Source organism: Paenibacillus sp. FSL K6-1230, assembly GCF_038002385.1.
Lineage (GTDB): Bacteria > Bacillota > Bacilli > Paenibacillales > Paenibacillaceae > Paenibacillus > Paenibacillus massiliensis.
The window spans coordinates 5,399,903-5,426,448 of record NZ_JBBOCK010000001.1; the positions used below are offsets into that span (position 1 = coordinate 5,399,903).

Genomic DNA, 26,546 nt, shown 5'->3' on the forward strand with positions numbered 1-26,546 from the left:
TTTTGTATTAGAATCGAGCTTTGACGACAAAACACGATAAAACAACATTACACAAAATGCGAAAAACATCTGTGCATAAAGACCTATTTTTCGAAATTTTATATTTTTATTACAAAATTAGGTAGTAAAATCATCATTCCTTCGTTACCCTCAAAGTGTGTTGGATAAAATTACATGCAGGAGGGATTGGCAAAGTGAGAAATCGATGCTTCAAACACGCAGCAAGCCTGATGTTCATCTTCACGCTCTTATTATCATCATGGACGGGGACCTCGGTACAGCAGGCGGCAGCGGCAGACGCGCTGACCGTTAGCGAAGCTATTGCTCTAGGCAACAACGGTAGTTCTGCAACGGTAGAGGGCTATATCATTGGACATGCTACTGGCTCTAATGCTGCAAAATTCCAGGCCCCTTTTGCTAACGACTTCAATGTACTGATCGCAGATACTGCGGATGAAAAGGACAAGACCAAGCTTGTGAATGTACAGCTCACTGCTTCATATCGTGGTGATTACGGGCTGCAGACGAACCCTGACCTGATCGGCACCAAGGTGCGGGTAACGGGTACACTGGCGGCCTATAATAATTTCCCGGGATTGAGAAGCCCAAGCGCTATCACTCTGGCAACTGATGATAACGGTACTCCTGGAGATGGCGACGGCGGCGGTAACGGAGATGGCGACGGTGGTGATAATGACGGCGGGACTGATCCCGGCGACAACGTACCTCCACTGGAGAACGGGGCCGGCAAAAAAGTTCTGTTCGATAACACCCACGCCCAGACAGCCGGAGCAGCAGACTGGGTCATCGAAGGTGCATTCTCCGATTTTGCCGATGGGCTGAGGGCTGAGCAATTCGAGGTGGATCAGCTCGAACGCTCGATCCCTTATACTTTTGGAGAACAGGCTATTACGTATGACAAGCTGAAGGATTATGATGTATTCATCGTTGGTGAAGCCAATATTCCATTCAAGAAATCCGAGCAAGACGCTATCCTGCGCTTCGTGGATGAAGGCGGCGGCTTGTTCTTCATCTCGGATCACTATAACGCGGACCGTAACAAGAATCGCTGGGATTCCTCAGAAGTCATGAATGGCTACCGCCGCGGAGCATATAACAATCCGACACTGGGCATGTCTGCTGCCGAAGCAGCCTCACCTGCCATGCAGGATATCGTAAGCTCCGATTGGCTGGCTGATCATTTCGGATTACGATTCCGTTACAATGCAATTGGTGATGTGACAGCCACAGATATCGTTGCTCCTTCCCAAGCCTTCGGCATTACCGCAGGTGTAAGTGGTGTAGCGATGCACGCTGGCTCGACGCTGGCGATCATTGATCCTGCACAAGCTAAAGGAATCGTGTATCTTCCGCAAGGCAACACCCCTGCTTGGAGCTATGCTGTGGATCAAGGGGTCTACAACGGTGGAGGCCAGGCTGAGGGCCCTTATGCAGCGATCTCCAAACGAGGTCTCGGCAAGGCTGCCTTTATCGGCGATTCCTCTCCGGTAGAGGATGCGACTCCGAAATATTTACGTGAAGAGACAGGTACTTCTAAAAAAACCTATGACGGCTTCAAGGAACAGGACGACGCTGTATTCCTCGTGAATACAGTGAAATGGCTGGCGATGCAAGAAAATTACACCAGCTTCGATCAGGTGGACGGCTTGACGCTGGACACACCAACGTCTCTGCTGCCCATGGAGATCCCTGCGAATTCGACAGAACCACAGCCAGAGCCATGGGCAGAACCAGCTCCAGGCTATCTGTGGTATGATCCGACAACGTTCAAGCCCGGCTCCTACGGTGCTACTCAAAGCTCGGGTGGAACCGCTGGCTACAGCCTGTCCGTCCCTGGTAATCTCACAGCTGGTGGGACATACACCTTGACCGTCACAGCGCAAGGCTTGAACCCTGGACAGACCGTATCGGATCTCCGTGCTGGCATTTACTTACCTGGCGGTGAGCAAATTGCCCGCTTCCAGAGTGCTAACGGTAGCTGGTCTTCTTATGGATACAGTCCGACCTTTGCAGCTACAGCCGACAATGATGGAAAGGCAGTGTACACCTTGACTTTCCAGTTGAAGGCTGGCGCTGCAGGCCAAGCTAGCATGCGACTCAGACAAGGCAGCAACAATCTGCTGACCGAGTCGGTTACCATTGGAAGCGCGACGACATCCGCAGCACCGATCATTCCGTTGCATCCTTCGATATCGAGCTACTCTGAAGCTCTCGCAAGCTGAGCATGCTCAGCCTAGATATATCCGATCCATTAAGGCTTATATAGACTCATTCAAATTCATCAAGGCTTGATTAGAGAAATATTTCAGGCTTACTAAGACCTCACCAAAGCTTCATTTAGTCTGTTGAAATTAGTTGAGATTAGATGACTCTATTCAAGCTCCAGACTGCCCCCTGTCTCCTGACAGGAGGGCAGTTTTTTTACATTGCTTTTACACAACGCATACAGAGTAAAGCATTCCGAGCGCTAAGCTTAAGAGGTGACTTTACACACGTAGTTCTGGGCGAGGCATTATAGGAAATATCGCCTAGGACTGCGTCATAAGAGGAGGAACATGATCGTGACCGCAGCTGTGCGCCGTCAAATGGCTATTTTGACAACAAGTGATATTCACGGGTACATTCAACCCTATTCGTATATGGAGGGCGGACCGTCCAATCTCGGCTTCGCCCGAATCGCAACACTGCTTCAAGAGGAGCGTGACAGATGGGGCGATCGCATGCTTTATGTGGACAATGGTGACAGCCTGCAGGGCTCGCCGCTAACCTATTATCAGGCCAAAATTGATAGCTCAGCCGACAACGCCGTCGTCTCGGCCTTGAATGCGGCCCATTGTGCTGGAGCTGTCATTGGCAACCATGAGTTCAATTTTGGACTTGCCCACCTGCAAGAAGCCATGCTGCAATCCGACTTCCCGTGGCTCTCGGCCAACACGGTATCTGCATCCACTGGTGAGCCAGCCTTTGGTCAACCTTATCTGCTGCACGACACATCAGAAGGGATTCGGATCGCCGTACTGGGCCTGACTACCGCGCATATTCCCGTATGGGAGCTGCCAGAGCATATCGAGGGCCTTCGCTTCGAAGACCCGGTAGCTTGTGCCCGGCATTGGGTGCCTTATCTCAGGGGGCAGCTGGAGGCGGATATCGTCATTGTCTCCTATCACGGTGGCTTTGAGCGAGATCTTCGGTCCGGGGAGCCCACCGAGGCCTTGACGGGTGAAAATCAGGGCTACGAGCTTTGTCACGAGGTATCTGGCATTGATGTACTGCTGACCGGGCATCAGCACAGACAGATTGAGGGTCTTCATGTGAACGGCGTCTGTGTCATCCAGTCAGGCACGCAGGGGCAATTTCTTGGCAGAGTCATATTGGAGCTGGAGTTAGCATCGGAATCCGATTCAGCATTGCAGCCAAAGCTGGAGCCATGGATGGAACCCGCGTTGAAGTTGGACACGCAGCCGTTGAAGCATCTTCCCACCGCGAAGCTATCGGACAGCCAATCCGACCCTAAGCCTCGCTGGAGACTGCTCTCGGCCCATTCCGAGCTGCTTGCCGCAGGCGAAGTGGAGCCAGCGGAGCACATTCTCGAACGGACGGCTCCCGTCGAGGAGCGCTTGCAGCATTGGCTGGACCAGCCGATTGGCGAGACCGCTAATGACATGCGCCTGGTGGATGTGCATCAGGCACGTCTGGAGGAGCATCCCTTCGTTGAATGGATCAACAGGGTGCAAATGGAGGTTAGCGGAGCAGCCGTCTCCTGCTCTGCCCTGTTCGACGACTATGCCCCTGGCTTCGGTGAGCGGATCTCAATGCGAGATATTCTCGCCAACTACAAATTTCCGAATACGCTGCGTGTCTTAAGGGTGACGGGACAAGATATCCGTGAGGCACTTGAATTATCAGCCACCTATTTCTTGCTGGAGGCAGATGGCCGCATCGGTGTTCATCCATCCTTCCTCCTGCCGAAGCCCCAGCCCTATAACTACGATATGTGGGAGGGCGTAAGCTACACCCTTGACGTATCACGTCCTGTGGGAGAGCGGGTAGTGATGCTGGAGATCGACGGAAAGCCGCTTCAGCCCGAGGCCGAATATGAAGTAGTCATGAACAATTACCGCGCAAGCGGCGGTGGCGGGTTCGATATGTTCCGTGGCAAGCCTGTCATTAAGGAGCTACAGACGGACATGGCAGAGCTGCTCGCCGACTACATCCGTTCGAAACGAACCATTAGTACCACCGTGAACCATAACTGGCGCGTAATCAGCAAGAGCTGACACCCACTCTCCAACTAAACTACGAGTACTGCAATTACAAAAAAATAGGAGCTATCGGATAATTAATCCTGGTAGCTCCTGTTTTTGTACAGCATATTACATAACTCGGGTTCAATCACCTTTGGGAGACTAGATATCAATATCTTGCTGCCAATTATATTGCTGGATATGAGCGGTCGACAGGGCCCCCACTTGCAGCGGCTCCATGCTCACATCATGCTCCGCTAGCCCTTGACCAGCTTGGAACGAAGTCGATTGGATACCCACTCGATGATCAGGATCAGGACTACCAGCCCAATGAGAATGGCTCCGACCTGATTCCACTTGTAGCTTCGCATGGCGAAGATCAGCGGTGCACCAATTCCACCTGCGCCGACGAGACCTAGAATGGATGCCTCACGCATATTCATATCGAAGCGATAGATCATGACGGACAGAAAGACCGAGAACAACTGGGGTACGATACCGAAGCGGATTTTCTCAAATGTCGTACAGCCAACCGAGGTCATCGATTCTAGGACTTTCGTATCCAGCTCCTCAATCGCATCCACGAAAAGCTTGGACAGCATACCGATGGAGACGAGCCCCACGGTAAGCACGCCAGCGAACGGCCCAGGGCCCGTTACACGAATCAGCATCAGACCATATACCAGCGCTGGAACGGTCCGAATCGTAATAAGCAATAGCCTTGTAACCCAGGATACGGGCCTTGGTACTACATTGGATGCAGCCAGAAAGGCAAGCGGGACAGCCAACACAGACCCTACCAGCGTCCCCAAAAAGGCAATGGCCACGGTCTGAAGCAGCAGGTACAACACGCCTTGCTCCGTGAAATTAAAGAGCAGGGCGAAATCCGGCTGAAACAGCCCTTTAAAAATATTAATCGCAATCCCTGCTCCGCTCTGATCGATATCTTTCAGATTCACTGTCGTCAGTGACCATACAAAGAGCACGAGAATGACTGCCATAATGGTCAGGAGGTAGCGATGACTGCGTGGTGCAGCCTGCAGCTCCTTTTCTACTGTCGTCATAGGTCCTATATTCTCCCTTAGGAATAAATTTCATAAATGAATCAACACGATTTTTGGTAACTAGATACAGACAAACTAAACCGTTTTGATCTATATCTAGTCATACATTGAAGCAGCTAAAGGTATTATGAAATTTATTCTTAGATTAACTTTTTCCGGAAATACTCGCTTATCGTCTCAATGATGTATACGGTGACGATCAACGACAAAATGATCATGCCGACGCTGGAATACTCCCGCCAGCCCAGATTCTCATTGATGAGCAGTCCGATCCCTCCGGCCCCGACATACCCCAGAATCGCTGCATAACGGACATTGCCCTCAAAGCAAAATAGGGAGGTCGACAGATAGCTCGGAAGAATCTGCGGGAGTGTCGCGTAACGAAAAGCCTGAATTCTCGTCATTCCGATGGACTCCATAGCCTCAAAGGCTCCCATATCGACGTTTTCAATCTGCTCGTAGACCAGCTTCCCCACATACGATACGGTAAAGAGCATGATTGCTACCGTTCCTGCCATCGGCCCCAATCCGAAGATGAAGGTAGCAATCAGTGCAGTCACTAGGGTTGGCATTGTTCTCAGCAGACTCAGTAATGTCTTGCTGATGACGACGATGACTTTATTATGAATAATATTCGAGGAAGCCAGCACAGCCGCCGGCAGGGCAAGCGCCGCCCCGATCATGGAGCCGAGCAAGGACATCTTGAGCGTATCCAGCAGCGGTCCCCATATGGATGAGAAGCTGCTCCAATTGGGAGGAATCATATTCCCGATAATGACAAAAAATTGACCGATCCGCGAGAACAGCACATCCAGTTTGAAGCCGGTGAACTGAACCGAGAAGATGGTACAGATCAGCAGAATAATGATGACCAGCGGTGTTCTTGATCTTCTTTGCAGGACGACTTTGCCACTGGGTAGCTTGATCTGGTGTGGAGGAAAGAGCTTATCCACCATAGACAGAGCCTCCTCCTACGGCAACGGGCTCTGCTGCATGCTCGTTAAAGGATGCTTTCTCCTCCTCAAATTTGCCTCCATAAATGTGCTCCAGAATATCTGTAGTCACTTGGGAAGCTGCGCCGTCAAATACGACCTCGCCTTTGTTAATTCCGATAATACGATCTGCATATTCCAACGCGATTTCCACATGGTGAATATTCATAATGACGGAAATATTCATAGCCTTGTTAATGTTCTTGAAATCGTCCATGACGATACGTGACGTCACCGGGTCCAGTGAGGCAATCGGCTCATCCGCCAAAATGATATCAGGGCTCTGGGCCAAGGTACGCGCCAGCGCTACCCGCTGTTGCTGACCACCTGATAGCTGATCTACACGGACGAATGCCTTGTCGAGTATACCGACCTTATCCAAGGCCTCCAATGCCTTGATCTTCTGTTCCTTCGTGTACAGCCCTATCCATTTACGCCAATGCGGCAGGTCCGGCACAAAGGAGACCAATACATTGTTAATGACCGTCGTCCTCGTCACCAGATTGAAGGATTGGAAGATCATTCCGATTCTCCGCCGAAACTGTCGAACCTGCTTTCCCTTCAGCTTGGCCACATCTACCTTATCAACCAGCAGTGTGCCTCCAGTGATGTCATGCATTCGGTTAATGCAGCGAATGAGCGTAGATTTGCCAGCACCGGAGAGACCGATGACCGCTACGAACTCCCCCTGCTCAATCTTCAGATTAATATCTCGCAATGCCGTCGTTCCATTGCTATAAGTCTTATCAACATGATTAAATTCGATCATGGAACTACTCCAATCGTTATTAGTGAGAGATTCATAACCCCGTGAGAAGCTTAATAACATGGCGGGAAGATTCATAAAACCAATGAGAACATCCAAAAAGCCGATGTTCTCATTGGTCTCCATGATGGGCCATCTCTGATATTTATCGTAAGTGCCCGTTGCTGTCTTACTTCTTCATATTTCTGAGCAGCTCTTGGGCTTTTCTCTCGCCATCGTAATCAGCTGCTGTAGCTTCCTTATAGCCTTCATGCGTGTAGACTGCGATGACTTCTTTGCCTTCTGGTGTCTGTGCAATAGCGATAAACGCTTTTTGCAGTGCAGCCTTGAAGGCATCGTCCATGATTGGGCTTGTCTTGCTGACACTGATGGTATCGTTATAGATTGGCTGTGTTACACCAATAACATTAGTCTCATCCCAGATCGTGCCGCTACGACCGAAGTCCTTTGTCCATTGATCCACGTAGTCTCTTCTTGCATCCGCATAAGCTACGATAATATCAGCTTGTCCGGAAGCCAGTCGCGCAAAGGAACTACCGTAGGAGTCCGATTGTGTAACATGAGCCAGATCTGTCAGGCTCTTCTGGAAATTGTCCTGCAACCACAGGGTAGGATAGATATATCCAGCCGAGGATGAGGAAGACATAACGGCCCAGTTCGCACTGTTCAGATCCTCCCAAGTCAATTGCTCACCTTTATTTACTTTCTCAGCCAGCTCTTTACCCTTGTCCGTAGGACCCGCGATGAAAAGGCTGCGGTAATAAGTAACTTGATCACTTGTAGGGTCTGTCGGCTTGTTGTCATTCCAATCCTTCGCTGCATCGGAGTCATTGGACAGTCCTGCACGAGTTGCCGTCAGAATGACGTCTGCTCCATCATCATACAAAGCATAAGTACCTCCCGGAATAAAGCCGATATCTGTAGTCCCCGCTGACAGTGCTTCACCAACAGCTTCGTATGTGGTTCCAACATTGATGTCTACGTTACCCACTGTATAGCCTTCCGTCTCCAGTTGCTTCTTGAGAAGCTCCTTAAGCGGCTCGGTTGTCGTTACGATTTGATCCGGATCTTTGGATGGTACAAAGCTCACCTTCAGCTCCGGAATTTCCTTGTTTGCGGAAGAGGTATCCCCAGTGGTTTCCCCTGCTGGCTGCGTTCCGGCTCCGTTACTTTCTGTAGTGGTACCTGTACCTCCGGATGCACAGCCTGCCATCAACCCTATAACTAAGATCCACAGGGCTACAAACATCAATCTGTTTTTGACTTTCACGTACACTGACCCCTTTTTTGGTAGATTTGTTAACACTCTGGAACTATACCAAACATGAACTATCATACTGCTGAAATATCAGAGCGAATTCAATTCTATGTAAAGGAAATGAAAAAATTAGCATATCGTAGAAAAACACAATAATAAAAGTACTATAGTAATAGAAATAAGCCGTCACCCATGATCCTGGATGACGGCCTGTCTATGGTGAATCAAGTTACTCCCTGACTGAATAAAGTTCCTATGTGTAAAAAAGTCCACTAGTCCTGCACAGCCAATTTGGGATAGCCCCATTGGATGTCGATTTAGATAAAGAGATTAATTCCGGATTGATCCGCTTGTCCCAGGTAGTAGCCCACTCCGCCAAGTCGTACACCGTCAATCAACTCCTCTGGCTTGATGCCCATGACATCCATGGACATTTGACAGGCGACAAGCTCCACTCCCTGCTCGATCGCCGTCTCGATCAGCTGCTCCAAAGAGAGAATTCCCTGGCTTTTCATGACACCACGGATCATTTTGGGGCCGACACCAAGCATGTTCATACGTGACAGCGGGAGCTTACGGCTACCACGCGGCATCATGAGACCGAGCATACGACTAATCCCATTTTTGACGACAGGTGTCTTGGTGGACTTGCGAATGACATTCAATCCCCAGAACGTGAAGAACATCGTAACCTTCTTCCCGCTAGCTGCTGCTCCATTAGAAATGATGAATGATGCAATAGCTTTATCCAGGTCGCCACTGAATACAACCATACTGGTGCCTGACGCAGATGCCCCTCGATTCAATTCAGCGTTCGGCTCTAAGCCTTTCCCCTTCTGAATATAGGCCTCAATTCGCCCACCTGGCAGTCTGTTAAGCTGAAGCAGCTCAGCTTGAACCATATTCGCCCAAGAGCGAATATCTTCGTAGAAGCCAGGATCTGACGCAATAACATGGAGTACCTGACCCTCGCTTAGCTGATCCATCTGCTGGCGTACCTGGATTAACGGACCAGGACAGGATAGTCCACAGGCATCAAGCACAACGTCTGCATGGGCAACATTCCTATTAGTCTCACCTGACATGCTGTGGGTTAATGACTCATGTACAGCTGATACCGAGGCAGAGCCCGTTGCTGCTACCTCCCTTTTGACTGTCTGCCTTGTGCTACTGTCATCGCCTCGCCCCGGCTGATACATGAACATTTGATAGCTCTTGTATCCTCCTGTCAGATTCCTAACCTTATAACCAAGCTGACTTAGAATTCTTGAGGCCGTATATCCTCGAAGACCCACCTGACAATAGACCCAAATCTCCTTCTCTATATTCAGTTCCTGCAATCGATCTCGCAGCTCATCTACTGGAATAAGTAACGAACCCGGGATGTGACCATTGTTATGCTCTAGCTCTGTTCGTACATCAACCAGAATCGTATGCTCGGGATCACGTCCTTGCAGCTCCTGTGGGACGAATACATCCACCAGTCCCATTAATACATTGTCTGCAGTGTAGCCTGCCATGTTCACAGGGTCCTTGGCCGAGGAGTAGGGAGGAGCGTAAGCCAGCTCCAGCTCCGTCAGCTCCGTCACCGTGCCCCGCATGCGGATGACCGTCGCGAGGGTATCTATACGCTTATCCACGCCCTCGTAGCCCACTGCTTGCGCACCCAGAATGATCCCCTCATCGTTGAACAGGAGCTTGATGGTCATTGGCATTGCTCCTGGATAATAAGTCGCATGTGAGGAAGGATGGACATAGATCACGTGATAAGGTATACCTTCTCTGATCAACGTTTTCTCATTGTTCCCCGTTGACGCTGCTGTCATATCAAACACCTTCAAAATGGACGTACCCTGTGAGCCTTCATATGTTCTGTTCAGACCACAGATATTGTCTGCAGCAATTCGCCCCTGCTTGTTGGCAGGACCGGCAAGAGGCACCGCTGTGATTGCCCCATTGACATAGTCTCTTACAGCCACAGCATCTCCTACTGCATACACATCTCCAAGACTTGTCTCCAATCTCTCATTTACAAGGATATGGCCCCGAGGGCCCTGTTCGATCCCGCTCTCCCGCAGAAAATCCGTGTCCGGGGTAACACCAATAGCAAGCAGCACCATATTACCTTGAATAAAGGAGCCATCCACCATGTGCACCTCAATACCATCTGCTACATCCCGGAACGATTGAACCTTGCGGGACATCAGCAGTTCGACACCACGCTGCTCCATCTCCTTCGCAACAATCCCAGCCATTTCTGAATCCAATGGTGACAGGAGCTGAGGACCTCCTTCGACCAGCGTGACAGCAAGACCAGCCTCTCGCAGATTCTCAGCCATCTCCACGCCGATGAAGCCGCCCCCGATGACAATGGCTGATGAAATGCCGTCCTCGGTAATCATTTGTCTGATTCGATCTGTATCTGGGATGCTGCGCAGCGTATAAATACGTGGACTGTCTATGCCCGGAAGCTGTGGCCTCAGTGGTCGTGCACCTGGAGACAGAATAACCTGATCATAGCTCTCCTCGTAGCTTCCACGTTCTTTGCTGTGAATATGGACAATCTTCCTGTCCGGATCTATACCAATGACTTCGCTATCCGTCCGAATATCCAGATTGAACCTTTGTCGCATAGCTTCCGGGGTCTGCACCATTAGCCTGGAACGGTCTGTAATCACTCCACCTATATAATAGGGTAGACCACAGTTCGCATAGGATATATACGAGCCCCTCTCAACCAGAACAATGTGGGCACTCTCATCCAGTCTCCTCAATCTGGCCGCAGCAGATGCCCCCCCTGCGACCCCGCCGACAATGACAATTTTCTTACCCATGAAATATTTCCTCCTCTGCAACGAGCACCCTTACCAGTTGTCTGATTCGGTCGTTCGCAATCGTATAGTATACTTCCAGGCCATTGCGCTTCGCCTCGACGATCCCTGCGCTACGCAGCTTCTGTAAATGCTGGGATACTGTTGATTGTGGAAGATCCAGACATTCCTGCATGAAGGCCACATTACACTCCTTCTTGGTCAGCAACCCGTTGACAATACATAGCCTTACAGGATGGGCCAGCGCCTTCAGCAGTTCTGCAGCTTCTCCATACGTTGTGATGACATCCTTTTGCATCAGTACTAATCCCCTTCACAAAATCGTTATATTCATATATTACGATATAACGATTCAGAATGCAAACTCTTTACCTCCTTTAACGAAATAAACTACACCTCGTATATGCAAAAGAGCAGCAATTCTCCACTAGGAGAACGCTGCTCTGCTTGGCTAATATGATTTTGATGCGAGCCTAGTACCCAACCAAATCTGTCTCTTGCAACTATGACTTCAATACAGGAAGGATGCTCACAGCCCATTCCAGAAGGCGTAGGTCCTGATTCTGACCCGCAATTACGGAGATTGCCAGTGGACAGCCCTGATCCGTGCCAAGGGGAATCGTTAGCTGAGGTAGTCCGCATAATCCAGCAATGCAGGTCAGCTGCATCGTCTGGCTTCTGCGTCTCTCGATGTGTGCCCCGGCAAGCCCCAGCTTGGGAGCAGCCCCCGGCGTAGTCGGAATAACGAGCAATTCCCCGTTTGAGAGCACACGAGTCAATTGCTTCATCATCTGCTGTCTCCGGTGCTGTTGCTCTCTATAGTCCACCTGCTCAATGGTGCGAGCCCAAGCGAAGCGCTCTGTGATGTCGGGCCCAAAGACAGGCTTCGTGCGCTCGATCCATTCGCCATGGGTCTGCCATATCTCGTAGCCCTGTATGATACGAAATACGCTCATCCACTCAGCTAGCCCCTCTGGAGCAATACGTGCCATTTCACGTTCCACTTGTAAGCTCCCCAGCTTGCTTAGCTCATTCTCCAGAATACCACGACTGCTCTCATCAGCCAGCTCCCACGCTTCTTCGGGGAATAGCATGCGCGTGAATCCGATTTCTCCGAAGCGGTTAGAAGGCAACAATGCCCGGCCAAGCTTCAGCATCAGCTCAGGATCACGAGCGATCCAGCCCACCGTATCAAAGCTACCTGCCAAGGGGATGACGCCGTCTAATGACACACTGCCATATGTTGGCCGCATCCCGTACACGCCACAATAAGCTGAAGGCACTCGAACTGAACCGCCCGTATCTGTTCCTAGCGTAAAATCAGCCAGTCCGGAGGCTACAGCAGAGGCGGAGCCGCTGGAAGAGCCTCCGGGTATGCGATCCGGGGCCTCGGGATTTAATGGTGTTCCATAATGGACATTTTCACCGTTCAGGCTGTACATCAATTCGTCCGTATGCGTCATCGCCGACAGCTTCGCCCCTTGCTGCAGAAGGAGCTGCACTGCCTCGGCATGCTGCTCAGCCGGAGTATGCGAGGAGAGCCAGCTTGGATTGCCCGCACTATTGGTATGGCCCTTGACGGCAAATACATCCTTCACCATGAAGCTCAGACCGCTCAGTATACCCTCAGCGAGAGGCTCCACGGCGACGGATCGGAACACTGCACTGTGTGATTGCTTCATGTTCAGACCTCCTTCCAGAGGACCTTGATTGCAGTCCAACTGTCCATGCTGCCACCCAAGTAGCCATGGTTCAACGTGATACCATCTTAAGAGAGGTATTATCTTACGTAAACCATTCCAGCATATTTTTGGAGGAAGCACTAAGGAGACAGCAGGAAATTAGCATAATATATAAGCCGAGTTAACGCATCACATAAGCCAGCAGCGACTTTATACTCACATGTGATCTGTTCACTCATCCTCATCATCCAGTAGCTCACTCAGCATACGCTCCCGATTGTTCATGAATTCCTTGGTAACAATATAATGATCTGTCTCCTCCAGGCTGCACCGATTCAGCCCCTCCTCATCCACCTTGTAAATCCATGACTGCGGATAGGCCATAATAATCGGAGAATGCGTAGAAATGATAAATTGGGAGCCTTGCCGCACCAACTGATGGATGCGAGTCAGCATAGCCATTTGGCGAAGCGGGGATAGGGCAGCCTCCGGCTCATCCAGAATATACAGTCCATTTCCACGAAAACGATGTACAAAAGCAGCAAAGAACGACTCACCATGCGATTGCTCATGCAATGATTTCCCACCATAGGCATCCTTGATTTTGGGCCCTGGCACTGCATCCAGTTCGTCCAGATCCAGTTCGTCTATATGTGTAGCCAAATTGTAGTAGCTCTCCGCTCTGAAGAAAAAACCATCTCGTGCCTGACGCGTGCTCCGTACCAGTCGTAAGTAGTTATACAACGAGGAATGTGTTGCCTGCGTAGAAAAAGCATTATTTCGCGTTCCACCTTCGGCGTTGAAGCCCCAAGCTACGGCTATCGCTTCCATCAGTGTGGACTTTCCTGCACCGTTCTCGCCTACTATATATGTGACCGCAGGATGAAATTGTAGCTCCGACAACTGCCTGACGACCCCCAAATTAAACGGATAGCTTGAGTCATGTGGAATCATCTCCCGAAGAAGCCGAACTGCCCGCAAAAACGGCTCCCGCCCAAAGGTATTGTCATCTAATCTGCTCATTTCCGCCTCCCTCTACAATCCGTATTAAGCTTGGATCGGATAGTGACCTTCGCCCCTTGTTGACATTTTCCTATTGAAATTATAACCCAAGTCCAACACCCGAAGCATTCTGATTGCAGTTCTGCTTATTCACTCGTTGTTAACCTCATTAAAAGCAAAATAAGGCCTGCAAAGCACCCTCCCAAGCATGAGAGTAGTAGCTTGCCGACCTTATAGGTTGTATAGGCCTTAAAGCCTCTGCAGCTTTTGTAGACCTGGCAATCTTGAATTCTTGCAATCTTAAAGTCTTAAAGTTCTTGAAGAAACCCCATCCTGGTCCTGATTTAGTCCAGGACATGAATTGGCGAAAAATCTACGACCTCTCCATCCTTTACGGTATGAAGAGAGAGCCGCTGGGCATGCAGCTGCCGCAGAAACCGATGAAATACATAAATGGAGTCCGTAATGCAGGACAAGTCTGGAGTCAACACGATGGCAGCCTGGTCCAACCGGGACGCTAGCTGCTCAGGATCAAATTCATATTCCTCCTGCGCTCGCACGCGAACCACCTCTCCGCTCTCCCAGCCCTTCTCCAGCACATAAGACTGACACCCCTCCAACTGTAAGGCCTCACTTCTCTCATCTGCAGCCCTGATCAATACGAGCACCTTCATACCATGCCCCCCTGTCCCCAAAGAACCTGAACTCAAGAATTGAACACTCTTGCTTCAGTCTATGCGGGACAGGACCGGATCATGTCGCGATGACGAGTTACCATCATCAATGAGATGTGAGTTTCACAGGCTGTAGAGGAAATTTAGCCTTTCAGCAAGTCATTAAGACAGATCGCTCCATATGGGCGCACATGAATGACAAAGGTTGATGTATCGACCGTCTTCTTGATCAGCTCTTCATAGCCAGCTACATATTCATCCGGCAGGATCGCCAGAATAACACCAGCAAATCCACCACCATGCACACGACAAGCTCCCTGACCGATACGCTTCAGGTACAGCTCAGTCACGGCCAGGGTAATAGAAATCCCCTGCTCCTTGACGTTGGAATCCTGATATACATTCTGCAGCCATTTCCACGAGGAGTTCCCCGACTCGGTAATCAAAGTCAGGAAGTCATCGAATTGATTGCTTGTCAGAGCTTCCACTTGGGCATCTACCCGGTCGTTCTCTGCGAGGAAGTGCAATGCACGCATAACCGCACGGTCCCCTGCTTGCTCTCGCAGCTGCTTCAGATTCGCGTAGATCTGCTCCTCCGTCACATCACGAAGTACCTCCGCACCCAACAGACGAGCAACCGCCTTCATTTCATTCGGCACAGCTGCGTAATCCTCTGTCAGATCTGCATGGTTGCCGCCCGTGTTGACGATGACAAGCGAGTAGCCGCTCTCTCTGAAATTATAGGGTACAGGATTAATGACAGGTGTAGCCGGATTGGCAAAATCAATAGCGATGAATCCACCATAGCCGCATGCCATTTGGTCCAAGAGGCCGGAAGGCTTGTTCCAGAAGTGATTCTCTGCATACTGCCCGATCTTGGCCAGTGCAACCGTATCCTGTGAACCTTCATTGTAGAATGTGTTCAGAATCGTTCCGATCAGCATTTCGAAGGAAGCAGAGGAGCTAAGGCCAGAGGCCGGGATTACATTTGTGCTCACATAAGCCTGGAAACCTCCCACTTGCAGCCCTTGTGCTGCAAAGCCTGCGGAAATGCCGCGAATCAGCGCTGCTGTACCGCCTTCGCCAGACTGAGGGGACAAATCGCTAATATCAATGACGAACTTATCTGCATATCCTTCAGAAATGATCGTAATGACTGGAGCATCTACCTTGGAAGCGGCTGCAATCGTATCCAGATCAATACTGGCTGCGAGTACTTTACCATGGTTATGGTCCGTATGGTTCCCTCCGATCTCACTTCTGCCAGGAGAGCTGAACAACACAGGAGCCGAAGCACCAAAATGCTCTTGATACGCTTTCAACAATGCGGTATAGCGTTCTGTCTGTTCGCTGAGCTTCGCTGCTCCGTATAGCTCCTCCAAAACTTGCTGCCATGTCTGCTGCTGTAACAATTCTGATGTCATCTTCAATTTCCTCCAAATATAAGACTATACTTCATACACCTGCGGCTGATGCTGCCCTCATCCTGCACGGATTGCCCTATTTCGCCATATGCTCGCCTTTTGTCGATTGGTGATCGCAGATATCTTATTGGTCCACAGCGTTCACTCTGAATGAGCTAGTAGCTTTCATAGGCTTTCAAATTAATTCAGGAAGCCCTCAAGGGCCTGCGTAGGTCGGCCGTCTGTTCCCCAGGCTCCTTTATTATAGCCATCGTTGTAGCCCGGAGTCGCGGCAGGCTCCCAATAGAATATGCCCTTGCCTCTTCCTCCCGATAGATTCCTTACCTTCTGCTTGATATCCGAAATAAAGCTTTTAGCAGCCGCAGCTTCATTATACTCCAAACCGATTTCCGAAATCACAACATCTTTTTTGTATTTGCTAATCACATTATTAGCATTCTGAATCGTCTGATTCACTTTGCTCTGCCAGTCGGACTTGGAAGGATACAGGGACATACCCACCATATCAAAATTAGCGCCATTGTCAATCAGTCCGCCAATATTCCATTCAAACAACGAGCGATCCTCACCGGTAGCAAGATGTACGATGGTCTTGGTGCTGCTGCTAACCGACTTGACGGCATTATGCCCCGTGTTCACGAGCCACGCATAATTCTTCATATTTTGCGATGCTCTGCCGTCCGGCCACAGCATTCCGTCACTGGTCTCATTGCCAATCTGCACCCAATCCGGTGTAACTCCCTTGTTCTTCATCGTGTTCATGACATAGACCGTATGACTCCACACTGCATCCATCAGCTGCTGGAAATTATGATTACGCCATGCATAAGGCTTATTTTGCTTGCCCGGATCAGCCCAGGAATCGCTGTAATGCAACGTCAGCATGACGCTCATCCCCAGCTTCTTGGCACGAGCAGCCAGCTCGGCAGCCTTGTCAGCGTTCATATAGCCGTTACCATAATCGTTCATATTAGGATTTACCCATACACGAATCCGTACCGAATTAATCTGATAATCATCGCGCAAAATTTGCAGTACATCCTTCTGTACTCCCTGCTTATTCCTCCAGGTGTAGCCCTGCGCCTCCATTCCGGCCACCCAACTGATGTCAGCACCCTTGGCAAAGGCCGGCGCCGCCTCCACAGTCGTGGATGCTCCGGTACTCCATGGGACTAGCAGCAAGGACAAGCTTAATACAAGCAATAATACCGACTTCATGCCTCTCATAATGACATCCTCCCTAAAATATAAGATAACGGGTTACTCTAGTATTGTAAGCGCTATCTTTTGCGATCAGGAAGGGTGATTTGGAAACATTTAGTATGTTTTAACAATCTTCAAGCCTTCTCGACATATCTGACGCGTAGGGAATGCCCCTCTACCTGCTACTGATGGAGTCAGTCCGTCAATACAGCTGCAAGCAGCAGCCTGTATCGGCTGCCGCTCGTTATGTACTTGCTGAATGGCTAGTGACACAAGTCAGAGTGAATAGACCGGCAGCAGTGCAGAGAACGAATCCAGCTTGCGTCCCTTGAAATCGAACATCGTAAGGTTCCCCCAATTGTTCGGATGACCAACGGACCATTCAGACTTGGATGGAATCCAGGCAGGCTCCCAATAGTAGAAGCCTACTCCACGATTGTCTGGGACTTCACGAATGATACGTAGCAGATCTTCCAGGTAATGGCGTTGTCCTTCTACTGTAGCTGGGTAGCCCGGCAGAAGCTGCTCCTCCTGATTGAAGATCCATTCATGATCCATGAGCTGCTCCAGCGTCCACGGATAAGCGGTTTCTACAACGATAATGTCTTTACGATAACGCTCCGCGAGCTCATTCATGTTATCCCGCAAGGCTTCGAGTGTACCATGCCACCAAGGATAGAAGGACAGGCCTATTGTATCGTACTCGACACCAAGCGCTTCAAAGCGGTCATAGAACTGACGGCTGGCCGCAGCATCCCCGCCACGATCAATATGAATCATCACTTGAATGTCCGGGTCTACGGACTTGACGGCAGCGATCCCATATTTCACAAGTCCCGCGAATTGCTCCCACTGCTCATCCGTATTATGCTCCCCATCGACGCGCCCTTCACCCCACAGCATGCCAGGCGTAATTTCATTCCCGATCTGTACCATATAGGGGAGAGCATCATGCTCCTGCAGCTCACGCAGCACATCTGCGGTATACATACACACAGCGCGTTGTAGCTCCTCATAGGACAGCTTCTCCCACGCGGCTGGCTTCCATTGGTTGGCTGGATCTGCCCAGCGGTCTGAGTAGTGGAAGTCCAGCAGGAACTGCATGCCCTGCTCCTTGATTCGCTTAGCTACAGCTACGGTACGTTCCAGGTTGCAGAAGCCGCCCTGCGGATCATTCCAGATCCGTAGACGTACGGCATTCACATGATTATCCTTAAGTATGGCAAGCAAATCCTGCGCTCTGCCATGCTCATCATAATAGTGCCCACCATGCTGCTCGATTTCATCCATAAAGGACACATCCATCCCTTGAATGAAAGGCTTGTACTTATAGCCCACCACTACTCCCCCACTCCAGCTTGTTATAGTTACTTCATCTATTAACCTTTAACCGAGCCCAATGTCATCCCTTTTACGAAGAAGCGCTGCAGGAATGGGTAGACGATCAGAATCGGTGCACTGCCAATGAAGATCTGAGCGGCTTTGACCGTATTTTGCGAGATCATTTCCATTTCGATCGGGTTCACGCTCATTGAACTCATATCACGTTGAATGATGACGGTCTGCAGGAACGTCGCGAGCGGGAAGTTGTTGGCATTGTTCATATAGAGCAGGCCATCGAACCAGGAATTCCAATGGAATACCATGCTGAACAGTGCAATCGTCGCAATCGAAGGCAGGGAGATCGGCAGATAGATGCTGAACAAGGTTCGGAAATGACCTGCTCCATCAATCAGCGCAGCCTCCTCCAATTCATTTGGAATACCACGGAAGAAATTCAGCATCAGAATGACCAGAAACGTGTTGACCGCTCCCGGAAGCACCAGCACAAGGAAATTATCCATCAAATTCAGCTTCTGAATGACGATATAGAACGGAACCAAGCCTCCGTTAAAAATCATAGTGAATACGAATATCCAGGAGTATACATTTCTTCCTTTGAACACCGAATTCTCTTTGGACAGCGGGTACGCTGCCAAAAACGTGAGGAGCAGGGTAAGCGCAGTCCCGATGATCGTACGCATAATCGAGATTCCGATAGAATTCAGGAAGACAGGATTATTCATCGTCTTTTTGTAGGATTCCAGCGAGAAGCCTACCGGCCACAGGTTAACCATATTGGCGTCAGCCGCTGACTTCGCACTGAAGGACACCGCCAGCACGTGCACCAGCGGAATGATGCACATAATCGCCAGAGTAATCAGGAAGATAGTATTGAAAATGCTGAATACGCGGTATGGTAATGTTTTATGATACACGGTTCTCCCTCTTTTCTTGATTCATGTCAGGCTCCAAGCCCTAATTAGTGGTTGATTGGCGGGCGATGAGCTGCTACGGGTGCTGAGGTTTCTTGCGATCACTGTTCAAGCCTGATTTCTGAATTGGACCAAGTCTACTGTTGAAATCTGGCTTAAGCTTATGCTTCCGAAGCAGCTTTCTTCCAGAAAGCTTTTAGCGACCACTACGTTTCTTCAGAAATCCTCAGCCCCTCCGCTCTGCACCCTGCTAACAGTCAACCACTGATATTTTGATTTGAGCCTCATTTCATACTGTAATTGGCAGCAGTTAGAAGATACGATATCCAGCCCATTTGTAAGCAAGCCTGTAGGAGATCAGGATTAGCACCATGCTGATTATGGACTTGAACAAGCCAATCGCCGTAGCAAAGCCCATTTCACCGCTCACAATCGCTGTCCGGTACACAAATGTATCAAGGATGTCTCCTGTCTTATATACAAGCGGGTTATACAGGTTGAATATCTGGTCAAAGCCTGCATTCAGCACGTTACCGAGAGCCAGTGTACCTACTACCATCAACATCGGAACAAGCGAAGGCACCGTAATGTGCAGCGTCTGCTTCCACCGGCCAGCGCCGTCAATCTCGGCTGCTTCGTACAGAGCCGGGTTAATCCCCGCAAGTGCCGCCAGGAAAACGATCGTATTATAGCCAAATTCCTTCCAGACATCGGTCAGAATCACTGTAAAGCGGAACCAATCATTATCACCCAGGAAAAAGATCGGGCCAGCTCCGAACATGCCGAGTACCCGGTTGACCAGGCCATCTGTGGCCAGCAGATCTATCAAGATGCCGCCCAAGATAACCCAGGACAGAAAGTGAGGCAAATAGACCAGTGTCTGCACCGTCCGTTGCAGGTATACCTTGCGGACTTCATTCAGCAGAATTGCAAATATGAACGGAACGAACAGATTAAAGAACAGCTTAAGCACAGCAATAATCGCGGTATTCCAGATGACCTGCAAGCTGTCTTCACGCTCGAACAGGTAACGGAAGTTGTCCAATCCTACCCATTCCGAGCCAGAAATACCGAGCCAGGGCTTATAGTTCTGGAACGCCATTACGATCCCGCCCATCGGGATGTAATTGAATATGATCAAAAATACAACGGCCGGCAGCAGCATGACGTGAAATGGCCAGGTTTTCTTTAAGGTTTTCATCTTAGTCCCCCTGTAGTTCTTCTCAAGCTTCCATCAAGCTTCCTATAATGCGATTATATCAACCGTCCCAGAGCGCCAAACAGCACATAAAAGCAATATAAATGGCACAAAAGCAACCTCTTTCCGCAAGGATGCTGCACCTGCTACTGTAAGTTGGAAATCATTCAATACATGATGCGAAATGCTCATAAATCAGCTGCTGTATTTTGGACAAAAAAAAGCTGTAGCCCCACTCTAATCAAAGAGCGGAGCTACAGACAGACGTTGGATTGAGCAAGCCTCAGCCTGACGTCATTGCTTGTACTAACCGTTTATTTCTTCACGCCATCATACCATGTGTTAACTTCCTCGGTGATTTGATCGCCTCCGCCTGCTTTCCAGGTCTGTACGAACGTGTCAAAGGCATCTACCGGGTTCTTACCATAGATAATTTCGTTGAAGGTCTGATTCTCAATCTTATTCAGATAATCCAGCTTGGATTTCATGGTCTGAGTAGTAGGGCCAGTGAACATGTTCTTGAAGGAAATATCCTCTTGGCTCATCAGGATTTGAGCAGCCGCAGGAGTCTCCTTACCATAGTTCACCGCCACGTCCTTCTCCAGCTTCGTTACAGGCTCCTTGCCTTCGGCCAGATTAATGAGTGCCTTCATCTGTGCATCAGGAATACGAGCACCGTCCCGAACGAGCAGGTAACGCACAGCATTGACGTATCCACCATCGATCTTGTCAATTGGCATTTGCTTGCCTTCCGCATCGAGCTGGTAGTCGTAGCCTGCGAACAGACCGTTATCATACTCGCTGCCTGGCTCCGGGTTCGCATAGTTGTCGAACAGGTAGTTCTGATACGTGAAGAATGCTTCTGGGTGTGCCATATCCTTCTTGATCAATGTCACACCGTTCGTGAACTGCGTGCCGTGACGCATCGCCTTGCCATCAGGTCCAGCCGGAATTGCGATAGGCTTCCATACAGCACCCGGCACATTCTTGACCGTATCCTGCAGTGGCCAGCCGCTCATCCAGTATGGTCCTGGAATCATTCCAGCGGTACCAGCAATAGCAGGCTCTGATGTCTTATTCTCATCCCAAAGTGCAGCCTCTTGGGGAATATAGCCCTTCGTCAGCCACTCGTTCAGCTTCACGAGACCATCCTTCATACCTGGATTAATGGAGCCGTATTCCAGCTTACCATCCGCTCCAAGATTCCATTGCTGCGGCAGTGTACCGTAAGCACCGAATACCCAGGAAGGATCACCCATCCATGTATTCATGGAGGTCTTGAAGCCGATGCTCAGCGGTACGACCTTGGCAGGTGCCAGACCGTCAGGGTTGTTGTTCTTGAATGCCTCCATGACCTGCTCCAGTTCTGCAATGGTCGTTGGCGCCTTCATATTTAGCTTATCCAGCCAATCCTGACGAATCCACAGTACATAGTCATGGTTGTACGCGTAATCCAGCACTGGAATACCCATGCGCTTGCCATCACGGCTGTATTGATTCCATACATTCGGATCTTGCTCCATGGCTTTCTTCCAATTATCAGATGCGAACTTGTCGAACAGCGGGCCGACCTCCTGATACATGCCAGAATCGATCAGATCCTGTGCCAGCAGGTTGTCAGCTGTTCCAATGGTCACGACCTCCGGCATTTCTTGTCCTGAGGACATCGCCAGACGCAGCTTCGTTGCGAATGCGCTATTCGTGTCGGTGACAGACCAGAGAGACTTGATGTTAATGCCGAATTTCTCCTTCGCCCACTTGGTGGCTACACTGTCCTCAATGCTCTCACCGTTCTTGAACTCCAATGCCGGGTCGATCCCCCATGCTGTAGTAACGGTCACTTCAGGATCGTACTTTTCTTTGTATTCGTTTTCAAGAGCTGACGAGCTCGTGTCAGCACTATTAGCTCCGTTATTTGATCCCGAACAACCTGCCAGTAGCATACTCAAGGATGCTGTAATGGCGAGGAGCGATATCCATCTCTTTTTGGTCCATTTCGCTCTCAATGCTCTTCCCCCTCAATATCAAAATGATTACCCTTTCATTATAGGTCGGACGAAGACGACAGCCTATGACACATAATTAAGATTTCTGCACCTTTAGCAACATCTTGAGTTCTGGTGCAGAATGAGTCTTCATATTAAGACACAGTTCACTCTGCTCCAGACAGATTTCTTTTATTCCAGACAGGCTCCTCCTATTCCCGACACAGCTCCGCCTGCTTCGCCCCTATTGGTCACGGAACTCATTTGGTGTCATACCATAGTGCTTTTTGAACATTTTGCTGAAATACTGCGGATTCTGATATCCCAGTTCTGTCGTAATTTCATAGATTTTCTTATTCGTATGCTTGAGCAGGTAGAGGGCCTTCTCCATCCGCATTCGAATAATGTAATCCCCGAGGCCTTCTCCAGTCTCGGCTTTATAGATTTTGGACAGGTACACGGGATGCAGGTACACCTGATCAGCCAGTGTCTTAACAGACAGCTCCTGACCCTGATCGTGGAAGATCAGATCCTGTACCTGCTTGATGACATAGCTCTTCGTATGCTGCTCATTCTCTGACAGGTCGGATTCCAGAGAATCCAGGACAGACAGTGACCACTCCCTTAACTGAGGGAGGGATCTGAGCGTCCCTTGACTGATCATCGGATCAATACCGCTCTGATTCAATTGATAGAACAAGCGTCCCTGCTTATGCGCAATGTACATGAACGCATTGGTCACGGACAAGAATACCTCATAAAGGTGCTCCCTGGAAAATGACTCCTGCTCCATATCGGCGTACACCTGCTCCAGCTTGGCACGAGCGCTATCCCACTGCTTGGATTCCAGCAGATGAATCAGTGCAGGTGGCCTATACAAGCCCTCCAGAGAGCGGACAGAGCTGGCCGTCGATCCTTGTCCATCCTCCAGATACATAACGGCCCCCATCTCTGTCATGGCGTGCTCATCCTGGTAGATCGAGCTTAATCCCGACTTGTAGGCATCCGGTATACCTTGCGGAAAGGTGAACCAGCGAGTAACCGTAATGGAGATATGCCCTTTCAGATAATTGCTCACATTGCGCTGGAAGCTCTCCACATTGCGTTGCAGCAGCTCCCTGCGTGATTTCCTGTAGCGATCATCCAGCTGCTCATGCTCTTGCCGAACCTCCTTCAGCTGCGCGACAAGCATCAGACAGTCATGAGGAGCCGTGCAATGCAGCACTTGGAACGTCTCTGCGAATACCTCCTCGGCAATGTTGCCAATCGCATACTCCATAAGTGAGAGCGAGTGGTGGTCCATCGTGCTGAAATAACGGTCTGGCTGGATCAACAGCATCACCGTTGGCGTGTCGATTTGAAATGGAATTTCATACGCCTGCAGCTTGTCTTGAATCGTCTTGGGAGACAGTTGACGTCCCAGCACCAGATCATGCATCAGATGTGCCCGCAGTACCGTAAAATCCGATTTGCGGTTGTAGTGCATCTTGTGCATTTTATCGAAGGCCTCCCACTCATCCTTCAAGGACTCGATCGCACCGCCCAGACTAACGAGGAACTCCTCATCATTCACCGGCTTCAGGACGTAATCGAACGCCTGAAGCTGGATTGCCTTCTTGGCATATTCGAAATCGGAGTGTCCTGTCAGCACCATAGAGCGGACATTCGGCCAACGGCTGGCTACCTCCTCAATCAGCTCCAGTCCGTCCATACCCGGCATGCGAATATCCGTGACCAGAATGTCCACATCCTGCTCCTCCATAATCGTCAGTGCTTCCTGAGCCGAGGCTGCCTGATAGACCGTACTGACACCGCATTCCTCCCACGGCAGGGTCTGTGCCAGACTCTCCGTCACATAGCTCTCATCATCTACCAGCAATACATGAATCATAATATGGTATGCCTCCCTTGCTCTGAATCTGAGTCTGAATCATTCAAGCTCCAATGTATTGTCACTCGCAGACCTCCCAGGGGCGAATGGGAAAAGGACAGCGTGGATGAGCTGCCAAAACGCAGCCGCATTCGCTGATACACATTCCATACCCCACACCCCATATGCTCGTCCATCGGCTGGACAAGTCTAGATGCAAGATTGTGCAACGCTTCTTCACTCAAGCCTGTGCCATTATCGTCAATATGAATGAGGATATCCTGATCGCGATGCTCAGCCGACAATTCGATCAACCCCTCAGCGGAAGAGGGCTCAATCCCATGGATGACCGCATTTTCTACAAAAGGCTGGATCAGTAACGGCGGCACCTGCAGTTTCTCCATGTCTCTGGGTAGCTCGATCTTGTACTGAAGTCGCTTCATCCGCATCGTCTGAATCTCCAGATAGTGCGCTGTGAAGGCAATCTCCTCCTGTAGCGATACCATATCTCGCTCCTGTCTCGTCGTATACCTGTAATAACGGGACAGATGGTGAGACATGGCGATGACCGCTTCATGATTCTTCAGCTTGGCCATCGACGTAATGAAGGAGAAGCAGTTATAGAAGAAATGCGGGTTAATCTGCGATTGCAGCTGCTTGAGTCTGGCCTCGCGCACGTGAATTTTCTCCACATACACCTTCTCGAACAGCTGCTGAATCTGCTCCACCATCATGTTGAAGCGAAGGGCCACGAAGCTGAATTCATTCTGCCCCTTCACCTTCATTCGCACGGAATAATCCTCCTGCATAAGGCGATGAAAACCACGTACCAGCTGCCGGATCGGCACCTGTACCTGTGAATACAGCATGTACGCCGCAAGAAAGCTTAGCAGCAGTAGCCCTCCTACTGAACCATAGAACAGCTGATTGGACTTGTGGATCGGCTCCAAAATATCTGACAGTGGCGAGTAGTCAATCAAATACCAGCCTGTCAGCTTGGACAAGACGATGTTCACACGATACGTATTCCCATCAACATGCACCGTGCGATTCTCCATCTCCTGCAGTTTCTCATGGGATAGCTCCTGAATCAGCTTGTTCGTCAGCTCCTGATCGGCTGTGCGATTCAAGATGACCCCCGTCCCCTGCTTGTAGTAGAACGGCTCCTGTCCACCATCATTTTTGAAGCCATCCAGCATGCCCTGGATGTTGCTGCTATCGAACTCCACCTTAATGACCATCTGCACCTCATCGGGGCGAATCTGCACGGCATATGGAGTCGATGAGAAGAACGAGAAGGTATATTGGTTCTCACCATTCACTTCGTAGGGCTCAATCTTCCAGCCTGGATGAATGACTGCTTCCAGCTCCTCTCGATCAAGCTCCCGCGCATCACGCTCGGACACTACACGATTCAGGGAAGGAGAATAGATGCTCAGACTCGCTTTCCAATTGGAGGAATTCTCCTGAATGCTCAGCTTGGTCTGGATTCGCTTGACCAGATTAATGGTGTCTAGATTCAGATAGTCATCCTCCAGATAAATATCCTGAAAGCTGGAGATGTCTGGATCATGCATCAGCAGGTTAGGCCAGGAGGAGACCAGCTCAATCTGGGTGTTCACCTGACTCTGGAAGAACGCCAGCTGCGCCAGATTGGACTTGTCCAGCTCCTCGCTAAGGACATCGGTGGTCGTTTTGTTGGAATAAAAATAAAGCACCATTACGGGAATCAGCATAATTACTAATATCGTTACGAATTTGGTATAGAAATTGATCTTCACCATCGGATGTTCACCATGATCCACGCACCTTAGTTATGAATTAACAAAGCTCATCTCGCCTATTATAACGTCCTTGGGATTTGCCATATAGGGCAATTTTGAAATATATAAGATGTTTTATGAATTTTATGTAAATTTCATTTTTTTTCGAAAATTAACTTTATTTATTCCCAGCATTTGACGACATAATATACATCCTAAAGTTTATAGAAAGAAGTGGTCTTGTTGAAAAAGAGGGGACATATCTCAGCAGTCTTAAAACGAATCAAAAAAGAAACCTTACTTCTAAGAACCCG

19 protein-coding genes are annotated in these 26,546 nt (G+C 49.7%); 2 read left to right on the plus strand and 17 right to left on the minus strand.

Annotated features, from left to right (window positions below; genetic code table 11):
* Window positions 1-230: 230 nt before the first annotated feature.
* Both MKX74_RS23940 and MKX74_RS23945 read left to right on the plus strand, forming a co-directional pair.
* Window positions 231-2,243 carry a DUF6359 domain-containing protein gene (locus tag MKX74_RS23940; protein WP_445667333.1) on the plus strand — a complete coding sequence of 671 codons (2,013 nt, stop codon included), beginning with the start codon at window positions 231-233 and terminating at the stop codon, window positions 2,241-2,243.
* A 333-nt stretch (window positions 2,244-2,576) separates the two neighbouring features.
* Window positions 2,577-4,298, plus strand: coding sequence for a bifunctional metallophosphatase/5'-nucleotidase (locus MKX74_RS23945; protein ID WP_341180023.1), 1,722 nt, complete (start codon window positions 2,577-2,579; stop codon window positions 4,296-4,298).
* 224 nt (window positions 4,299-4,522) lie between these two features.
* On the opposite strand, the gene phnE (MKX74_RS23950) is transcribed toward MKX74_RS23945, so the two are convergent.
* The 17 genes from phnE (MKX74_RS23950) to MKX74_RS24030 form a co-directional block, all read right to left on the minus strand.
* Complete coding sequence (gene phnE / locus MKX74_RS23950) at window positions 4,523-5,329, minus strand: phosphonate ABC transporter, permease protein PhnE (RefSeq protein WP_341180024.1); 807 nt, start codon at window positions 5,327-5,329, stop codon at window positions 4,523-4,525.
* Between the two features lie 140 nt (window positions 5,330-5,469).
* Entirely contained in the window at window positions 5,470-6,285 is an 816-nt protein-coding gene (gene phnE / locus MKX74_RS23955) for a phosphonate ABC transporter, permease protein PhnE (RefSeq protein WP_341180025.1), read from the minus strand.
* Complete coding sequence (gene phnC, locus MKX74_RS23960) at window positions 6,275-7,090, minus strand: phosphonate ABC transporter ATP-binding protein (protein WP_028590234.1); 816 nt, start codon at window positions 7,088-7,090, stop codon at window positions 6,275-6,277. Before phnC ends, phnE (MKX74_RS23955) begins: the two co-directional genes overlap by 11 nt.
* Before the next feature lie 166 nt (window positions 7,091-7,256).
* Window positions 7,257-8,357 (minus strand): phosphate/phosphite/phosphonate ABC transporter substrate-binding protein, encoded by a 1,101-nt coding sequence (locus tag MKX74_RS23965; RefSeq protein ID WP_341180026.1) that lies wholly within the window; start codon window positions 8,355-8,357, stop codon window positions 7,257-7,259.
* Window positions 8,358-8,662: 305 nt separating this feature from the next.
* A complete protein-coding gene (locus MKX74_RS23970) occupies window positions 8,663-11,179 on the minus strand; it encodes an FAD-dependent oxidoreductase (RefSeq protein ID WP_341180027.1) in 2,517 nt (838 codons plus the stop codon).
* Window positions 11,172-11,474 carry an ArsR/SmtB family transcription factor gene (locus MKX74_RS23975; protein WP_018887203.1) on the minus strand — a complete coding sequence of 101 codons (303 nt, stop codon included), beginning with the start codon at window positions 11,472-11,474 and terminating at the stop codon, window positions 11,172-11,174. The genes MKX74_RS23970 and MKX74_RS23975 overlap by 8 nt, the downstream gene beginning before the upstream one ends.
* Window positions 11,475-11,679: 205 nt before the next feature.
* Window positions 11,680-12,858 carry an amidase gene (locus MKX74_RS23980; protein ID WP_341180028.1) on the minus strand — a complete coding sequence of 393 codons (1,179 nt, stop codon included), beginning with the start codon at window positions 12,856-12,858 and terminating at the stop codon, window positions 11,680-11,682.
* A gap of 231 nt (window positions 12,859-13,089) precedes the next feature.
* On the minus strand, window positions 13,090-13,881 hold the full coding sequence (locus MKX74_RS23985; protein WP_445667290.1) for an AAA family ATPase: 792 nt from the start codon (window positions 13,879-13,881) through the stop codon (window positions 13,090-13,092).
* Window positions 13,882-14,204: 323 nt separating this feature from the next.
* Window positions 14,205-14,534 (minus strand): hypothetical protein, encoded by a 330-nt coding sequence (locus MKX74_RS23990; RefSeq protein ID WP_025678995.1) that lies wholly within the window; start codon window positions 14,532-14,534, stop codon window positions 14,205-14,207.
* A 143-nt stretch (window positions 14,535-14,677) separates the two neighbouring features.
* The gene (locus tag MKX74_RS23995) at window positions 14,678-15,958 is read right to left on the minus strand and encodes a galactokinase (protein WP_018887199.1); all 1,281 of its coding nucleotides are present in this window, start codon (window positions 15,956-15,958) and stop codon (window positions 14,678-14,680) included.
* A 180-nt stretch (window positions 15,959-16,138) separates the two neighbouring features.
* Complete coding sequence (locus tag MKX74_RS24000) at window positions 16,139-17,185, minus strand: glycoside hydrolase family 53 protein (RefSeq protein WP_341180029.1); 1,047 nt, start codon at window positions 17,183-17,185, stop codon at window positions 16,139-16,141.
* A 252-nt stretch (window positions 17,186-17,437) separates the two neighbouring features.
* Window positions 17,438-18,499 (minus strand): glycoside hydrolase family 53 protein, encoded by a 1,062-nt coding sequence (locus MKX74_RS24005; RefSeq protein ID WP_341180030.1) that lies wholly within the window; start codon window positions 18,497-18,499, stop codon window positions 17,438-17,440.
* A 41-nt stretch (window positions 18,500-18,540) separates the two neighbouring features.
* Window positions 18,541-19,419, minus strand: a complete 879-nt coding sequence (locus MKX74_RS24010) for a carbohydrate ABC transporter permease (RefSeq protein WP_018887196.1) — start codon at window positions 19,417-19,419, stop codon at window positions 18,541-18,543.
* A gap of 307 nt (window positions 19,420-19,726) precedes the next feature.
* Window positions 19,727-20,617, minus strand: a complete 891-nt coding sequence (locus MKX74_RS24015) for an ABC transporter permease (RefSeq protein ID WP_018887195.1) — start codon at window positions 20,615-20,617, stop codon at window positions 19,727-19,729.
* A 311-nt stretch (window positions 20,618-20,928) separates the two neighbouring features.
* Window positions 20,929-22,557, minus strand: coding sequence for a sugar ABC transporter (locus tag MKX74_RS24020; RefSeq protein ID WP_445667334.1), 1,629 nt, complete (start codon window positions 22,555-22,557; stop codon window positions 20,929-20,931).
* 286 nt (window positions 22,558-22,843) lie between these two features.
* Complete coding sequence (locus MKX74_RS24025; protein ID WP_341180032.1) at window positions 22,844-24,490, minus strand: response regulator; 1,647 nt, start codon at window positions 24,488-24,490, stop codon at window positions 22,844-22,846.
* Window positions 24,487-26,253 (minus strand): sensor histidine kinase, encoded by a 1,767-nt coding sequence (locus tag MKX74_RS24030; RefSeq protein WP_341180033.1) that lies wholly within the window; start codon window positions 26,251-26,253, stop codon window positions 24,487-24,489. The genes MKX74_RS24025 and MKX74_RS24030 overlap by 4 nt, the downstream gene beginning before the upstream one ends.
* Window positions 26,254-26,546 lie beyond the last annotated feature (293 nt).

Coding starts and splice junctions, on each gene's coding strand:
- MKX74_RS23940 (WP_445667333.1), top strand. CDS start 231: ATGTTCATCTTCACGCTCTTATTATCATCATGGACGGGGACCTCGGTA.
- MKX74_RS23945 (WP_341180023.1), top strand. CDS start 2,577: ATGATCGTGACCGCAGCTGTGCGCCGTCAAATGGCTATTTTGACAACA.
- phnE (WP_341180024.1), bottom strand. CDS start 5,329: ATGACGACAGTAGAAAAGGAGCTGCAGGCTGCACCACGCAGTCATCGC.
- phnE (WP_341180025.1), bottom strand. CDS start 6,285: ATGGTGGATAAGCTCTTTCCTCCACACCAGATCAAGCTACCCAGTGGC.
- phnC (WP_028590234.1), bottom strand. CDS start 7,090: ATGATCGAATTTAATCATGTTGATAAGACTTATAGCAATGGAACGACG.
- MKX74_RS23970 (WP_341180027.1), bottom strand. CDS start 11,179: ATGGGTAAGAAAATTGTCATTGTCGGCGGGGTCGCAGGGGGGGCATCT.
- MKX74_RS23975 (WP_018887203.1), bottom strand. CDS start 11,474: ATGCAAAAGGATGTCATCACAACGTATGGAGAAGCTGCAGAACTGCTG.
- MKX74_RS23980 (WP_341180028.1), bottom strand. CDS start 12,858: ATGAAGCAATCACACAGTGCAGTGTTCCGATCCGTCGCCGTGGAGCCT.
- MKX74_RS23985 (WP_445667290.1), bottom strand. CDS start 13,881: ATGAGCAGATTAGATGACAATACCTTTGGGCGGGAGCCGTTTTTGCGG.
- MKX74_RS23990 (WP_025678995.1), bottom strand. CDS start 14,534: ATGAAGGTGCTCGTATTGATCAGGGCTGCAGATGAGAGAAGTGAGGCC.
- MKX74_RS23995 (WP_018887199.1), bottom strand. CDS start 15,958: ATGACATCAGAATTGTTACAGCAGCAGACATGGCAGCAAGTTTTGGAG.
- MKX74_RS24000 (WP_341180029.1), bottom strand. CDS start 17,185: ATGAGAGGCATGAAGTCGGTATTATTGCTTGTATTAAGCTTGTCCTTG.
- MKX74_RS24015 (WP_018887195.1), bottom strand. CDS start 20,617: ATGAAAACCTTAAAGAAAACCTGGCCATTTCACGTCATGCTGCTGCCG.
- MKX74_RS24020 (WP_445667334.1), bottom strand. CDS start 22,557: ATGCTACTGGCAGGTTGTTCGGGATCAAATAACGGAGCTAATAGTGCT.
- MKX74_RS24025 (WP_341180032.1), bottom strand. CDS start 24,490: ATGATTCATGTATTGCTGGTAGATGATGAGAGCTATGTGACGGAGAGT.
- MKX74_RS24030 (WP_341180033.1), bottom strand. CDS start 26,253: ATGGTGAAGATCAATTTCTATACCAAATTCGTAACGATATTAGTAATT.